The following is a 14658-nucleotide window of genomic DNA, read 5'->3' on the forward strand; positions in this document are numbered from 1 at the left end:
CCCGTTAGCGGAGCGGGCTGGCTTGTTTTTGCGGCGCGCGGCTGGCAGTAGAATGGCGATCTCTTGCCGGACCCCTCCGCATGCCCTTTTCGATCGCCACCTGGAATATCAACTCCGTGCGCCTGCGCATGCCGATCGTCGAACGCCTGCTCGATGAGTACGCGCCCGATGTGCTCTGCCTGCAGGAAACCAAGGTCCCGGACGAGCTCTTTCCCGAAAAAGCCTTTCGCAAAGTCGGCTATCCCTACATCGCGTTCCATGGCCAGAAGGGCTATCACGGCGTGGCGACGGTGGCGCGGCGGCCGATCGAGGTGGTCGAAAAGCGCCGCTTCTGCGACATCGAGGACAGCCGCCACCTGTCGGTGACGGTACAGGCCGGCGGCAAGACCATCCTGGTGCACAATTTCTACGTGCCCGCAGGTGGCGACGAGCCGGATCCCGAGATCAACAGGAAGTTCAGGCATAAGCTCGATTTCGTCGCCGAGATGAACGCCATCCGGGCCGAGCATGGCGAGGTATCGGCGTCGGTGCTGGTCGGGGACCTCAATATCGCGCCGCTGGAGCATGATGTCTGGTCGCACAAGCAATTGCTCAACGTGGTCAGCCACACGCCGGTCGAGACCGAAAACTTCGAGGCGATGCGGCGCGCCGGCGGCTGGGTCGACCTGATGCGGCACAACGTGCCACCGGAACAGAAGCTCTATACCTGGTGGAGTTATCGCGCGCAGGATTGGGAGGCGTCCAATCGCGGCCGGCGGCTCGACCATGTCTGGTCGTCACCAAACCTGGTGCCCAGTTTTGCCGGCTATGAGATCCTTAGAGCCGCCCGTGGCTGGGACCGGCCGTCGGACCATGTGCCAGTGATTGCCCGGTTCGCCCTGGATTAAGTTTATGATATTCAGGTGAAGCCGGCCTGCAAACGGCGGCTTCCTGCGCTTCCCAGTTCTACTACGTCGCAGTAGAACTGTGCTCACGTACTTTAGTACGCTTCTCGGAGTCCGCCGTTTTCGCCTCGGCCTGACCTGAATCTCGACACCTGCGGCGTCAAATGCCAGGTCAACCCGAAAATCGTGGCGCCAATTCCTCGATGCGGCGGATCATGTCGTGGAATTCCTCGGAGATGCGCTGATGCAGCTTCACCGCCAATTCCGGGTATTCCTCCAGGATGCGCCGGAACATCTTGCGGCTCAGCCTTATCACTTCCGAGTCGATTTCGGCCGAGGCGCTGGTCAGCCGGTTGGTATCGGCGATCAGCGCCAGCTCGCTGAGCATCGTGCCTGGGCCGACCTTGCCGATCGGGATGCGCTCGCCATCCTGCTCGCGATAGAGCACGATACGCCCGCTGACCACGACATAAGCCGAGTCGGCCACATCGTCCTCGCGATAAAGCTTGTGGTCGGCCTGCACCAAAGTGGTCTCGGCACCGAAGGCGAGCAGGCGCAACTGTTCCTGCGTGAAGCCCTCGAAAAGCCTCACGGCGGACAGGATGCGGATGTCGTCATCCAGCGCCATCTAGCTGTGTCCCCGAACGGTCAGTCCAATCCCTCCTCTGCGGTACGGTCCCAGAATCCCCCTCCAACAGGATCGTACCCGAAAGCGGCCCCGCCCGAACCGCTCATTTGAATGGTGAAATGTTTAAGGAACCAGCTTGTAGCCGCCGCTTTCTGTCACAAGAATTTCAGCATTGGAAGGATCACGCTCGATCTTCTGGCGCAGACGGTAGACATGGGTTTCCAGGGTATGCGTGGTGACGCCGGAATTGTATCCCCACACTTCCTCCAGCAGCACGTCGCGGGTCACCACCTTCTGGTCGGCGCGATAGAGATACTTGATGATCGAGGCTTCCTTTTCCGTCAGCCGCACCTTGCCGCCGCGCTGATCGATGAGCAGTTTCTGGCTGGGCTTGAAGGTGTAGGGGCCGACCGAGAAGGTCGCGTCCTCGCTCTGCTCATGCTGGCGCAGTTGCGCCCGGATACGGGCAAGCAGCACCGCGAAGCGGAACGGCTTGGTCACATAGTCGTTGGCGCCGGCCTCGAGACCCAGAATCGTGTCCGAATCGGTATCGTGGCCGGTCAGCATGATGATGGGCGCCTTGTAGCCGCCCTTGCGCAGGATCTTCACCGCCTCCCGGCCGTCCATGTCGGGCAGACCGACATCCATGATGAGCAGGTCGATGAGCCCGCCGCGCGCAGCGGTGACGCCTTTTGCCGCAGTCGCTTCCTGCAGCACATCGAATTCCTCATAGAGGGACAGTTGCTCGACCAGTGTGCCGCGCAGGTCGTCATCGTCATCGACGATCAGGATGGTACGTGAGGTCATGGATCAATCCGTTGTTTTGAAAAGTGAATTCAGTTGACCGCTGCGTATTTATGCGGAAGCTGGCCGGCACAATAGCCGATCACAGTGATTTGTTCCGTGGCACGATCATACAAGAAAAAACGCGATCGCAATGCAGCCGGCGCAATTTTGGCAAAAGGGCTGCGCGTGCTGACCGTGCGGGCTCGCCCCGGCCATCCAAGCAAGGGCCTGCTGCAGGCCGGCAAAACGGTGTTTGCGTGCGCGCTGGGGCGTGGCGGCATCTCGGCCGGCAAACGCGAAGGCGACGGTGCCACGCCGCTCGCTTCGATGCGCATACTGACGGGCTATTTCCGGGGAGATCAGTTTGCCGCCGGGCGCAGAACGCGGCTGGCGATGGCGTCGATCGGGCCGGACCTCGGCTGGTGCGAAGTGCCTGACGACCGCAACTATAACAGGCCGGTCAAGATTCCCTACGGCGCCAGCCACGAACGCATGCGGCGCGACGACCGGCTCTATGACGCCTGCCTGGTGCTCGACTGGAACATCGCGCCGCGCCGGCGCGGGCGCGGCAGCGCCATCTTCTTCCATCTGGCGCGTCCCGGCTTCACGCCGACGGAAGGCTGCGTGGCGGTGACCGCGCGCACGATGGCGCGGCTCTTGCCGCTGCTGTCGGACCGGACGGTGGTAAGGGTGGTGAGATAGGGGGAATAGGGAATAGGGAAGTCTTCAGCGGCAGCAGACACGCTCAAACTGTATCATCCTATTCCCCTGCTCGCTTATCCCTTCCTGTTCCGCTGCCAGCCGATGTCGAGAAGGCCCAACCGGCCTGTCTCGCGGTCCATGGCCCGGGCGATGTCCCTGCGGCCGGCTCCGATATCGCGCAACTGGCGATCGGAGAGGTCCTCGACGTTCTGGTGAGGAAGGTTGACCGCGACCCTGGCCTGCCGCAGCCAGGTACGGGCAGCCGACAGCCAGTCTGGCCGGGCGATGTATACAGGGCGAAGAGCGATGTGAGACATGAGGTGATCCGTATTCCCCGGAGATCAAATCCGGTTTGATGCTGTCTTTGATGCTGCAATCATGCCGTATTGAAAAACCAACGGGAAACGAGTAGTTCTTGGCTGATCATCAAGTTTTATTTGAGGATTAAGGCTCCATGAGCCGCTTCGATCAGGCCGCACGCTGATGGCAGCGCTCTTGCCGGGAACGCGGGCGCTCAGGACGCTGGAGGCGGCGGCCCGGCACCTCAATTTCACCCGCGCCGCCGACGAGCTCGGCCTGACGCCTGCCGCCGTCAGCCACCAGATCAAGGAAATCGAGGATCAGCTCGGCATCGTGCTGTTCACCCGCACCAGCCGCACCATCCGGCTGACGGAGGCGGGCACGGTGCTTTACGAGGCGGCGACCGACACGCTCGACCTGCTTGGCCGCGCCGTGATGCGGGCGCGCAAGATGGCGCGCGGCACCGAATTCCTGAAGGTGACGCTGGACGCGCAGTTCGCGGCGAAATGGCTGATGCGGCGCGTCGAGAATTTCCGCCAGCAGCGGCCGGGCATCGAACTCAGGTTCGACATCGCCTATGGCTTGCGCGATTTCGATCTCGATGACGTCGATGTCGGCATCCGCTTCGGCGCCGGCAAATATCCGGGGCTCAGCGCACACCGCCTGTTCGACAACATCATCATTCCGGTGTGCAGTCCGGGCCTCCTGACATCGGGGCCGCCCCTGCGCGAGCCGCGCGACCTGTTCAACCACACGCTTGCCCATATCGAATGGGCTCGCCAGGGCGTGACATGGCCAAACTGGCGCATGTGGATGGCGGCGGCCGGCATCAACGATTTCGACGACAGCCGCACCGTGGTCTTCGGTACATCGACGGATGCGGTCCAGGCAGCGCTCGACGGCAATGCCGTCGCGCTCGCCGATTTCGCCATGGTGGCAAACGACCTGTCCGAGGGCCGGCTGGTGCGGCCCTTCGAACTCAGCATCAGGGTTGCGCCGGAATATGCCTATTTCCTGGTTTATCCCCAGGCCATGGCCGACGATCCCCGCATTGTCGCCTTCCGCGAATGGATCCTCGAGGAAGTTTCCAGGACGCGAACGACGGACAAACTTTAGACCTTCAGGACCGGGCGTTGTGGCCGAAGATCATGCGTCGGTATTTCTTCACGTTCCATTTCAGCTTCTTGTAGAGCAGCGGCTGCATCTTGCCGGCGACGGAAGTCTGGAACGCGCCGTTTTCGCTGCCTTGCTCGACGATCGGCCGCTCGAACCACAGCATCTCAACGCCCAGCTTTTCGTCCATCTGCTCGATCTGGTGGTCGATCACGGTGTAGATCTTGTGTTGATCGATCCAGGCACAGCGCGCTTCGGCGACCGGACGGGTGATGAGATAGGAATCCGCGCACCTGGCATGCAGTGCCGGGTAGAGCCTCTGACCCCGGCGCAATTTCCAGCTCGGCGTGTAGTAGTTGCTGCCGTTGCCGAAATAGATGACGGCCTTGCGCATCGGGCTGCCGAGTTCGGCCAGCCCTTGCCGGAATTTGGCGACGAAGTCGCGCGCGAGGAAGACGTCATCCTCGAAGACCAGGCAATAGGGCAGGTCGGTTTCGAGGAAGTCGCGCCAGATGCCGACATGCTTCAGCGCCAGCGAGACCTGCGCCGGGTGGACAAAATCGGGAGCGACCAATTCAGCACGGATTTCCGGGGTGATATCCGCCCTGTCCCAGTCGGTGTAGAAGGTGACCGGCACGCCGCGCCGGTCGAACTCGCGCACGATGTGCCGGCGCCGGTCGTCGTAGCCCTGCTTGACGTGACAGATCCTGGTGAACACCAGGTCGCGGGGAAATCCGGACTTATCCGCCATCGTCAACGCACCGTCAGCTTGCAGCGGCGCCGAACCAGCCGATCACCGCGCCGATGATCAACAGCACGCCAAGCCAGTGACCGCCGTCAATGACAGTCAGGTCCCAGCCGAAATTCTCGTAGCGATGGTTGACCGACAGCGTCGTGGCGACAAAACCCAGCCAAAGCACGAAACCGAAGATCAGTCCGGCCAGCCAGGTCGGCTCACCACCCGTCATCGCGCCGACGACCAGGGCCATGATGTAGGCCATCAGCAGTTCGGCGATGAAGGAGATGACGAAGGGCAGAGGCGATTTCTTCATCGTCGCCGGATCGAGCCTGGCGGCCTTCAGCCAGGGCTTGCTCAACGCCATGTACCAGGCGGCGCCGAACAGCCAGGCCACGACGGCGGCGGCGATCACCGCCAGCCAATTCACCGCTGAAAAATCCATGAGTTCCCCTCCTGTGCGGTTTTATGGAAACGCCTGTTCGGCGATGGCGTCAAGCAGTCGCCATACCGTGGTGCGTTTGACTTCGGCATCCTCCAGCGCCCTTGTCACCGGCACCTGATAGACGGCAAGCGGCTCCAGCCCCGATCGCGGCAGATAGGACCGGCCGGGATCGCCGACCAGAATGTCGGCGCCACGCCGTTTGAGCGTCGAAAACCACGGCATCAGCCGGTCGGCGAAGGGTTTGTCGTAGAAGACGTCGCCTGCCAGGACCAGGTCCCAGCCCGCATCGGTGCCCACACAGTCCGTGCCGAGGAACCCGATGCCGACGCCGTTGGCCTCGCTGTTGAGGCGGATCGCGGTGGCGCAGAACGGGTCGATGTCGGCGGCGGTTACCTCGGCAGCGCCCGCCTTGGCGGCGGCGATGGCGACGAGTCCGGAGCCCGAGGCGAAGTCGAGCACGCGCTTGCCTCGGACCATATCGGGATTGTCGATGACATAGCGGGCGAGGCCCTGGCCGCCCGCCCAGGCAAACGCCCAAAAGGGCGGCGGCAGGCCGATCTCGACAAGTTCGTCCTCTGTTCGCTGCCAGAGATCATGCGCTTCGTCGGCGAGGTGAAGGCGAATTTCTGGCACATGCGGCGGCGCCATCAGCGCCGTGTTGTCGAGAATGAATTGCTTGGCGCTATCGGGCGTAAGTGCCGTCACGGCGCAGGCATCAGGCCGCCCATGCGGCAGACTTCCTTCCATTCGGCCGGGGTCACCGGCTGCACGGAAAGCCGTCCGAGCCGCACCAGCGCCATCTCGGCCAGTTTCGGATTGGCTTTGACTTCTTCCAGCGTCGGCGGGTTCGGCATGTCCCTCACGGCGCGGATGTCGACACACTCCCAGCGCGGATCATCCGACGTGGTGTCGGGATGGGCCAGCGCGCAGACCTCGGCAATGCCGACCACGTTCAGCCCCTCGTTGGAATGGTAGAAGAAGCCGAGATCGCCGACCTGCATGGCCTTCATGTTGTTGCGGGCGGCGTAGTTGCGCACGCCGTCCCATTGGGTGCCGGCCTTGCCCTTGGCCTTCAACGCCTCGAAGGAGAAAACCGAGGGTTCGGATTTGAACAGCCAGTAGTTCATTTTCTCTCCTCCTTGCGGCCCAGTCGCGGGCGCCGCGAATTAACTAGCCGCCGGCTTGTTGAACGTCCAGTTCCACTGGCGGATTTCGACGCTTTCGAACAGGCCGGCCTTGGCATAGGGGTCGGCGGCCGACAGAGCCTGCGCGCTGGCCAGATCAGGCGCCTCGACCACCACGAGGCTGCCATTGGGCTTGCCGTCGGCGTCGAGGAACGGGCCGGCAAAGGCCAATTTCTTGTCGCCGTTCAGCCCTTCGAGAAAGGCGACATGCTCGGGCCGCGTGTCGAGGCGCACCTGCAGGCCTCCGGGCTTGTCCTTGCAGATCAGAGCAAACAGCATGGTCTTTCTCCTGGGTGATTGGATCAGAGTGTGGGATCAATCGTTGGTTTCGGTCTTCAGCGGCCGGGTCATCAGCGCCGTCACGGCCTGCCCGATGGTGATGGTGCCATCCAGTATGGCGGCGACCGCGGCGATGATCGGCGCATCGACTTCGCGCTCGGCGGCGATGCGGGCGGCGATCGCCGCGGTCGGCACGCCCTCGGCCAGCGGCAATCCGGAAAGTGCCTTGCCCTGTCCGAGCGCCAGCCCATAGGCGAAATTGCGCGACTGCGCCGACGAGCAGGTAAGCAGCAGGTCGCCAAGCCCGGAAAGCCCCATCAGGGTCTCGGGCCTGGCGCCGAAGGCGGCACCGATGCGGCGCAGTTCGACAAAGCCGCGCGTCACCATGGCCGCCTGTGCGCTGGCGCCGAGCCCGGCCCCGGTGACAGCGCCGGCGGCGATGGCGAAGACGTTCTTCAAGGCGCCGCCGATCTCGACGCCGATCAAGTCGTCGCTCGAATAGCAGCGCAGGTTTTCAGCCGAAAATCGGGCGGCAAGGTTGGCGGCAAGCGCCTCGTCGCCGGCGGCCACCACCACCGCCGTCGGCAGGCCGCGGGCGACATCGCTGGCAAAGCTCGGCCCCGACAGCGCTGCGACCGGGTTTGGCGGCAAGATTTCCGCAGCGATTGCCGACAACAAGGCGCCGGTGTCGCGCTCGATGCCCTTGGCGCAGAGCACGAGCGGAATGCCGGCCGGCATATGATCCCTGGCGGCGGCCAGCGTGGCCCGCAACGCCTGAGCCGGCGTCACCGTCAGCACGCAATCGGCCCCAGTGAGGGCTGCCTCCATGTCGCTCGTCGCCTTGATGCCGGGCGCGATGGCGATGCCCGGGAGATAGCGTGGGTTCTCGCCCCGGCCGATCGCAGCCACGGTTTCAGGGTCACGCGCGAACAGCCGCACCGTATGGCCGGCGCGCAGCATGGCCAGCGCCAGCGCCGTGCCCCAGGCGCCGCCGCCGAGCACGGCGACATGCCAGCCGCTTTTGCCCGGACCCCCACCCTTCATGGCTCGATCGGTCATGCCTTGGCTCCGCGACGGCCGGAGCCGACCATTGGCGCCGAGACGCTGTCCAGCGGCCAGCGCGAGCGCGGCACGAAATCGAAGCCGTTCTCCTGCGCCATGCCTTCTCGCAGGCGTTCGATACCGGCCCAGGCAATCATCGCCGCGTTGTCGGTGCAAAGCTTCAGTGGTGGCGCGACGAAGCTGAAACCGGCGTCAGTGCAAAGCCGCTCCAGCGTTGTCTTGACCGTGCGGTTGGCGGCGACGCCGCCGGCGACGACCAGCGCCGGGTTTTTCGTGCCAGGGAATGTTTCGCGAAAGCGTTCCAGCGCGCGAGAAACACGGTCGGCGAGCGCATCGGCGACGGCCGCCTGGAACGAGGCGCAGATGTCGGCGACATCCTGGTCGCTCAAGGGCTCGATAGCTGTCGCCGCCTGGCGTACCGCGGTCTTCAGGCCGGAGAAGGAGAAATCGGGCTGTGCCGAGCCTTTCATCGGCCGTGGGAAGGCAAAACGCGATGCATTGCCCGACAGCGCTGCTTTCTCGACATTGGGACCGCCGGGATAGGGCAGGCCGAGCATCTTGGCGGTCTTGTCGAAGGCTTCGCCGAGCGCGTCATCGATGGTGGTTGCCCAACGCTGGTAGTCGCCAACGCCGCGCACGGCCAGAATCTGCGTATGGCCGCCGGAGACCAGCAGCAAGAGATAGGGGAATTCGAGCCCGTCGGTCAGCCGCGCCGTCAAGGCGTGGCCTTCGAGGTGATTGACGGCGATCAGCGGCTTGCCGGCCGCCGCGGCGATCGCCTTGGCCGTCATCAACCCGACGATCAGTCCGCCGACGAGGCCTGGTCCGGCGGTCGCGGCGATCGCATCGAGCTCGGCCAGCGCCACGCCCGCATCGGCGAGTGCGGCCTCGATAATGCCGTCCAGTGCCTCGACGTGGGCGCGCGCGGCGATCTCCGGCACGACGCCGCCGAAGGCGGCATGTTCCTCGATCTGGGAGAGCACGATGTTGGACAGGATTTTCGGCGCGGCATCGCCCTCCAGCGCCACGACGCTGGCGGCGGTCTCATCGCAACTCGTCTCAATGCCCAGAACGCGGATCAATTCGTCGCTCTCTCCAGAGATTGTATGTCAGGGCGTTCCTCGTTAGGAGAGTGCCCGGAAACGCAAAGCCAGCCGGGGGTTATCACGGACCGCGCGCCATGCAAACAATCTTGAAAATCGGAACACGCGGCAGCCCGCTGGCATTGGCGCAGGCGCATGAAACACAGGCGCGGCTGATGGCCGCGCACGGCATGCCGGCGGAGGCGTTCGAGGTCGTCGTCATCTCGACCAGCGGCGACCGCATCCAGGACCGGCCGCTGTCGGAGGCTGGCGGCAAAGGCCTGTTCACCAAGGAAATCGAGGAAGCCCTGCTCGCCGGCGCGATCGACATCGCCGTGCACTCGTCAAAGGACATGCCGACGCAATTGCCGCCCGGCCTGGAACTCTCCGCCTTCCTGCCGCGCGAGGATGCGCGCGATGCCTTTGTGGGCAGGGCGGCGAAGACGATCGCGGAACTGCCGCAAGGGGCGAAAGTCGGCTCCTCGTCGCTGCGGCGGCAGGCGTTGATCCGCCGCATGCGGCCGGACCTCGACGTGGTGATGTTCCGCGGCAATGTGCAGACGCGGCTGCGCAAGCTCGACGAAGAGGTCGTGAGCGGCACCATCCTTGCCTATGCCGGCCTGAAGCGGCTGGGCCTGGAAGATGTTGCCACCGATTTGATGCCGCTAGACAGCTTCCCGCCGGCACCAGGCCAGGGTGCGATCGGCATCGAGACACGGATCGGCGACCGCGATGTCGGGAAGATGCTGGTGGCGATCCACGATGTGGCGACAGGGCAGGCACTCGCCTGCGAGCGCGCTTTCCTGGCGGCGCTCGATGGTTCCTGCCGCACGCCTATCGCCGGCTATGCCGCGATCAAGGCCGGAAAGCTCTCTTTCGCCGGGCTGATCATCTCGCCCGACGGCACGCAGTCGCACGCGGTCGAGCTACAAGGGCTGGCACAGGACGCCGCCCGCATCGGTGATGAAGCGGCGCGGACGGTGCGTGCCAAGGCCGGCGAAAAGTTCTTCCACGGCTGGCTCTGAAGATGCTCCGCGTGCTGGTCACCAGACCGGAGCCGGGTGCGTCGCGCACCGCGCGAAAGCTGGAGGAGATGGGTTTTGAGCCTCTTCTCCTGCCCTTGACGGAGACGAAGGCGTTGCCGGTCGATGCCAAGGCGATTCCGGAAGACGTGGCAGTCGTCGCCATCACCAGCGCTAATGCGGTGCGCCACGCCCCCAGAGATCTGATTGCGGTGCTGTCCAATCTGCCTTGTCATGCTGTCGGCAGGAGGACCGCGGAGGCCGCGCGCAAAGCCGGCTTTCTCTCGGTCAACGAGGGGCCCGGCGATGCCGAGGCGCTGGCCGACGGCATGGCAATCGCGTTTTCCGGCAAAACAATCGTCTATTTCTGCGGGCGCGTGCGATTTCCCGCCTTCGAGCAGAAGCTGGAAGCAGCTCACGCCCAGGCCCATGCCGTCGAGACTTATGACACGCTTGCGGTGAGCTATTCGGACGAAGCGATCCTTCCTCTGATATCAGGCCAATCCGTCGATGCGGTGCTGCTCTATTCGGCCATGGCCGCTGCCGAAATGCAGACACTGGCCAGGCGACCTGCCCTGCAGCAGGCCTTTGAAAAGACCCGTTTTTTCGCTCTTTCCGCGCGCATTGCCGCCGCTTTCGGCGACGGCACCGGCAAAGCAATGCACGTTGCCGCGCGGCCCGACGAGGAGGCGCTGCTGGCACTTTTGCGGGCACGGCCCTGACCCGCGTCATCACACCGCCCCTTTTCACCGCTTGGTGATGTGCTAGACCCTTTCTGAACCATCACGCGCCGCCAGGCGTTGAGACGAAGCGAATTTGCGGAGCCCCTGCATGGTCAAGACGCCGAAGATGCGACACTCGAAAGGCCGCCGCGAGCCGGTGACCATCGATCTCGATCCGGGCGCCGTCTCACGCATCGTCGACGAGGATGCCGCCAAGAATACCGCCCAGACCGATGAGGCGAAGGCCGAGGAAGCGGCGAACGCCTCGCGGCCAGAGCCGCCGGACGAGCCGGTACATGCCGATCAGGCGGATCTCGAACCTTGGGAGCATGGCGATGCAGCCGCCGGGCAGCCTGGCACCCACGCACCACCGCAAGCCGAGGCCAAATCCACTGAGCCGGAAATGCTTTATCCCGGTTCGGATACACCCCCCAACCGCGCCAAGGCTTCCGACTACAATTTCGAGGATGCAACCGCCAAAACCGCCGAGACCAAGGCGGCTTCCGGTAAAACCGACGCAAGGAGCGAACCGATGGCCACGCAGCCGAAGCGGGGCGGCCTCAACGGCATCGCCGCCGGCATCATCGGTGGTGTCATCGCCCTGGTCGGCGCCGGTGGCCTGCAATTTGCCGGCCTGCTCGGTGCGCCGGGTGCCGCTCCCGGTGTCTCGCTCGACGGCGTCAATGGCGAGATCGCCTCGTTGAAAAGCGAAATCGCGGATATGAGGGAAGCCGGCGGCAGCGGCGGTGCATCGGCCAAGGTCGACGGCCTGTCGTCGGCGCTGGATCAGGTCAAGAGCGATGTCGCGGCGCTGAAATCAGCGGTCGAACAGGGTGGCGCGGGCGACAATGCCGGGCTTGCCGCGATGGGCGACAAAGTCAAGCAGATCGAAACCTCGGTGGCCGCCCTCGGCAAGGCCGGCGGCGCGGCGCCTGTCGATCTCGGCCCGCTCAACGAAAAGCTGGCGGGTCTCGATGCGCTGGTGAAGTCGACGGGCGAGGCGGCGAAGGCACAGGAAGGCCGTCTCTCCGCGCTGGAGCAGTCGGTGTCGCAGCTTTCCGGCAAGGTCGATGCGCAGGCGTCGCAGCCAAAGATCGCACTCGCCATCGCGGCCTCGGCGCTGAAGGCGGCGCTCGACCGCGGCGCGCCGTTTTCAGCCGAACTCGATACGCTGGCCGCGATTTCGCCTAATGCACCTGAACTCGCGACCTTGCGGCCCTATGCCGAAAAGGGCGTGCCGACCCGTACCGAGATCGCATCGCAGATGGATGCCGCCGCCAATGCCATGGTCGCCGCCGCGACCCCGGTCGATCAGAATGCCGGCTTCCTTCAGAATCTGATGTCGAGCGCTGAATCGCTGGTCAAGGTCCGGCCGATCGGTGCCGTCGAAGGCCCCGGCGCACCGGAAACCGTGGCGCGCATGGAGGTTGCGGTCACGCAGGGCGACTATGCCAAGGCACTCAGCGAATATGACACGCTGCCGGAAGCCGCGAAGGCCGCGGGCGCCGACTTTGCCGGCAAACTGAAGGCGCGCATCGAGGTCGAAACCCAGGTCGACGCGCTGATCTCCGGCGCGATGAAGGCATGAGGGCAACACCATGATCCGCCTGCTCGCCTTCCTCATCGTCGTCTTCGCGCTCGGGCTGGGCTTTGCCTGGCTGGCCGATCGGCCGGGCGACATGGTCGTCACCTTCAACGGCTATCAGTACCAGGTGAGCCTCATGGTGGCGGCGGTTGCCGTCGTCGCTGTCGTCGCCGCGGTGATGATTGTCTGGTGGCTCATCAAGTCGCTGTGGAACAGTCCCTACACCATCTCCCGCTATTTTCGCGTGCGCCGCCGCGACCGTGGCTATCAGGCGCTGTCGACCGGCATGATCGGCGCCGGCGCCGGCGACGGGGCGCTGGCCCGCAAGAAGACCAAGGAAGCGGCCAAGCTGATCCGCTCCGACCAGGAGCCGCTGATCCATCTGCTCGAGGCACAGGCATCGCTGCTCGAAGGCGACCATGAAGGCGCGCGCCAAAAATTCGAGAGCATGCTCGACGATCCCGAAATGCGGCTGCTTGGCCTGCGTGGGCTTTACCTGGAAGCCGAACGACTGGGTGACCGCAACGCCGCCCGGCACTATGCCGGCCGTGCCGCCGCAGTGGCGCCGCAACTGGCCTGGGCGGCCGAATCGACGCTGGAGGAAATGACCGCGCGCGGCGACTGGGATGGCGCGCTGAAACTGGTCGACGCGCAGAAGTCGACGCGGCAGATCGAGCGTGACGCCGCCAACCGCCGCCGCGCGGTGCTGTTGACCGCCAAGGCGCAGTCGCTTGCGGACAGCGATCCCGCGGCTGCCAGGACAGCGGCGATCGAGGCCAACAGATTGCAGCCGGATTTTGCCCCCGCCGCCGTTGCCGCCGCCGCGGCGCTGTTCAGGCAGAACGACGTGCGCAAGGGTTCGAGGATCCTCGAAGCAGCGTGGAAGGCCGACCCGCATCCCGAGATTGCCGAGCTCTACACCCATGCGAGGCCGGGTGACGCCGTGCTCGATCGGCTCAACCGGGCAAAGAAGCTGCAGGAGATGAAGAAGAACCACGCTGAATCGTCAATGACGGTGGCGCGTGCCGCGCTCGACGCGCAGGATTTTTCAACCGCCCGCCGCGAGGCAGAGGCCGCGATCCGGATGGACCGACGCGAGGGCGCCTATCTGCTGCTCGCCGACATCGAGGAGGCCGAGACCGGCGACCAGGGCAAGGTGCGGCAACTGCTGTCCAAGGCGGTGCGAGCCCCGCGCGATCCGGCCTGGGTCGCCGACGGCGTCATCTCCGAGCGCTGGGCGCCGGTCTCGCCGGTCACCGGCCGGCTCGACGCCTTCGAATGGCGCGCGCCGATGGAGCGGCTTGGCCAGCTGATCGACAGCCACGATGAGCCGGACGCCCCGGCAGTGGCCATCGAGGCGCCGGGCAGGCCGGAAAGGCCGGTCGAGGTGATCGATCACGCCGCACCGGGCGACGAGGCGACGGGCAAAGACGCCGAAAGCCGCGAGGATCATGTCGCCCCGGTCACGGCCGCCGCCTTTGCCGCGGTGCCCGCCGACGCCGAGGCCGTCGAGCCGGCGGCAGAACTGGCGCGGCTGCCGGACGATCCAGGCGTCGATCCGGACGACGAGGCGGAAAAGTCGCCCCGCCGGTTCCGGCTGTTTTGATTTTGGGCAGGCCGTTGGGCCGTTTGGGAATGAATTGATGTTCGAGCGCGTTCTGTCGTTTCTCAGGGATTTGCCGGCCGGCTCCGGCAGCCATGCCAGCACGGACGATCCGCGCGTCGCGGCCTCGGCGCTGCTCTATCACGTGATGAATGCCGACGGCGTGCGCCAGGATGTCGAATGGGAGCGGTTCAAGGCGGTGCTGGCGCAAAGCTATTCGATCAGCGGCGCCGAACTCGAAGCACTCGCCGCCGCCGGCGAGCGGGCCGACAACGAGGCAATCGACCTCTACGCCTTCACCAGCGTGCTCAAGCGCCACCTCGACGCGGAGGGGCGCAAGGCGTTCATCGGCCTGATGTGGGAGATCGTTTATGCCGATGGCGAGCTGCATGAGCTGGAGGACAACACGGTGTGGCGTGTCGCCGAGCTGATCGGCGTCGAACGCCACGACCGCGTCGAGGCGCGCCGCAAGGCGGCGGCGCACGCTCCGGGCGCCACTGGAACATCCTCGGACGAATAGGATTT

Annotated in this window: 18 protein-coding genes; 8 read left to right on the forward strand and 10 right to left on the reverse strand. The window is 64.9% G+C overall.

Annotated elements, in window-relative coordinates; translation table 11 throughout:
* Positions 1–80: 80 nt before the first annotated feature.
* Positions 81–887: an exodeoxyribonuclease III gene (locus FJ943_RS03255; protein WP_015315054.1), complete on the forward strand. Its 807-nt coding sequence runs from the start codon at positions 81–83 to the stop codon at positions 885–887.
* Between the two features lie 169 nt (positions 888–1056).
* Here FJ943_RS03255 and FJ943_RS03260 read toward each other — a convergent pair whose 3' ends face one another.
* Both FJ943_RS03260 and FJ943_RS03265 read right to left on the reverse strand, forming a co-directional pair.
* Positions 1057–1512: a cyclic nucleotide-binding domain-containing protein gene (locus FJ943_RS03260; RefSeq protein ID WP_015315055.1), complete on the reverse strand. Its 456-nt coding sequence runs from the start codon at positions 1510–1512 to the stop codon at positions 1057–1059.
* 123 nt (positions 1513–1635) lie between these two features.
* Complete coding sequence (locus tag FJ943_RS03265) at positions 1636–2319, reverse strand: response regulator transcription factor (RefSeq protein ID WP_015315056.1); 684 nt, start codon at positions 2317–2319, stop codon at positions 1636–1638.
* A 144-nt stretch (positions 2320–2463) separates the two neighbouring features.
* Here FJ943_RS03265 and FJ943_RS03270 point away from each other — a divergent pair, with 144 nt between their 5' ends.
* Positions 2464–3000, forward strand: a complete 537-nt coding sequence (locus FJ943_RS03270; RefSeq protein WP_181174506.1) for a L,D-transpeptidase — start codon at positions 2464–2466, stop codon at positions 2998–3000.
* Positions 3001–3074: 74 nt separating this feature from the next.
* Here the strand turns inward: FJ943_RS03270 and FJ943_RS03275 are convergent, their stop codons facing one another.
* The gene (locus FJ943_RS03275) at positions 3075–3317 is read right to left on the reverse strand and encodes a hypothetical protein (RefSeq protein ID WP_140719768.1); all 243 of its coding nucleotides are present in this window, start codon (positions 3315–3317) and stop codon (positions 3075–3077) included.
* Between the two features lie 166 nt (positions 3318–3483).
* On the opposite strand from FJ943_RS03275, the gene gcvA reads away from it, so the two are divergent.
* Positions 3484–4416, forward strand: coding sequence for a transcriptional regulator GcvA (gene gcvA, locus FJ943_RS03280; RefSeq protein WP_140719770.1), 933 nt, complete (start codon positions 3484–3486; stop codon positions 4414–4416).
* A 4-nt stretch (positions 4417–4420) separates the two neighbouring features.
* Here the strand turns inward: gcvA and FJ943_RS03285 are convergent, their stop codons facing one another.
* Genes FJ943_RS03285 through tsaD form a run of 7 tightly spaced genes read right to left on the reverse strand, consistent with a single transcriptional unit; the run spans position 4421 to position 9198 of the window.
* Positions 4421–5164, reverse strand: a complete 744-nt coding sequence (locus tag FJ943_RS03285; RefSeq protein ID WP_140660473.1) for a glycosyltransferase family 25 protein — start codon at positions 5162–5164, stop codon at positions 4421–4423.
* A gap of 13 nt (positions 5165–5177) precedes the next feature.
* Entirely contained in the window at positions 5178–5594 is a 417-nt protein-coding gene (locus FJ943_RS03290; RefSeq protein WP_015315061.1) for a DUF1761 domain-containing protein, read from the reverse strand.
* 21 nt (positions 5595–5615) lie between these two features.
* Positions 5616–6341, reverse strand: a complete 726-nt coding sequence (locus tag FJ943_RS03295) for a methyltransferase (protein WP_181171362.1) — start codon at positions 6339–6341, stop codon at positions 5616–5618.
* Positions 6296–6721 carry an EVE domain-containing protein gene (locus FJ943_RS03300; protein WP_140719772.1) on the reverse strand — a complete coding sequence of 142 codons (426 nt, stop codon included), beginning with the start codon at positions 6719–6721 and terminating at the stop codon, positions 6296–6298. Before FJ943_RS03300 ends, FJ943_RS03295 begins: the two co-directional genes overlap by 46 nt.
* A 39-nt stretch (positions 6722–6760) precedes the next feature.
* Positions 6761–7057 (reverse strand): YciI-like protein, encoded by a 297-nt coding sequence (locus tag FJ943_RS03305; protein WP_140719774.1) that lies wholly within the window; start codon positions 7055–7057, stop codon positions 6761–6763.
* Between the two features lie 36 nt (positions 7058–7093).
* Positions 7094–8116: an NAD(P)H-dependent glycerol-3-phosphate dehydrogenase gene (locus tag FJ943_RS03310; protein ID WP_140719776.1), complete on the reverse strand. Its 1023-nt coding sequence runs from the start codon at positions 8114–8116 to the stop codon at positions 7094–7096.
* Complete coding sequence (tsaD, locus tag FJ943_RS03315) at positions 8113–9198, reverse strand: tRNA (adenosine(37)-N6)-threonylcarbamoyltransferase complex transferase subunit TsaD (protein ID WP_181174507.1); 1086 nt, start codon at positions 9196–9198, stop codon at positions 8113–8115. The genes FJ943_RS03310 and tsaD overlap by 4 nt, the downstream gene beginning before the upstream one ends.
* A 101-nt stretch (positions 9199–9299) precedes the next feature.
* Between tsaD and hemC the strand changes: the two genes are divergently transcribed.
* The 5 genes from hemC to FJ943_RS03340 all read left to right on the forward strand — a co-directional run bounded on the left by hemC (position 9300) and on the right by FJ943_RS03340 (position 14653).
* A complete protein-coding gene (gene hemC, locus FJ943_RS03320; protein ID WP_140618384.1) occupies positions 9300–10226 on the forward strand; it encodes a hydroxymethylbilane synthase in 927 nt (308 codons plus the stop codon).
* 2 nt (positions 10227–10228) lie between these two features.
* Positions 10229–10945: a uroporphyrinogen-III synthase gene (locus tag FJ943_RS03325; RefSeq protein WP_140719780.1), complete on the forward strand. Its 717-nt coding sequence runs from the start codon at positions 10229–10231 to the stop codon at positions 10943–10945.
* Positions 10946–11054: 109 nt separating this feature from the next.
* On the forward strand, positions 11055–12533 hold the full coding sequence (locus FJ943_RS03330; RefSeq protein ID WP_140719782.1) for a COG4223 family protein: 1479 nt from the start codon (positions 11055–11057) through the stop codon (positions 12531–12533).
* A 10-nt stretch (positions 12534–12543) separates the two neighbouring features.
* Positions 12544–14136, forward strand: a complete 1593-nt coding sequence (locus FJ943_RS03335; RefSeq protein WP_140719784.1) for a heme biosynthesis protein HemY — start codon at positions 12544–12546, stop codon at positions 14134–14136.
* A gap of 37 nt (positions 14137–14173) precedes the next feature.
* The gene (locus tag FJ943_RS03340) at positions 14174–14653 is read left to right on the forward strand and encodes a TerB family tellurite resistance protein (RefSeq protein ID WP_015315071.1); all 480 of its coding nucleotides are present in this window, start codon (positions 14174–14176) and stop codon (positions 14651–14653) included.
* The last annotated feature ends 5 nt before the right edge of the window (positions 14654–14658 follow it).

The organism is Mesorhizobium sp. B2-3-10 (assembly GCF_006442275.1).
Taxonomy (GTDB): Bacteria; Pseudomonadota; Alphaproteobacteria; order Rhizobiales; family Rhizobiaceae; genus Mesorhizobium; species Mesorhizobium australicum.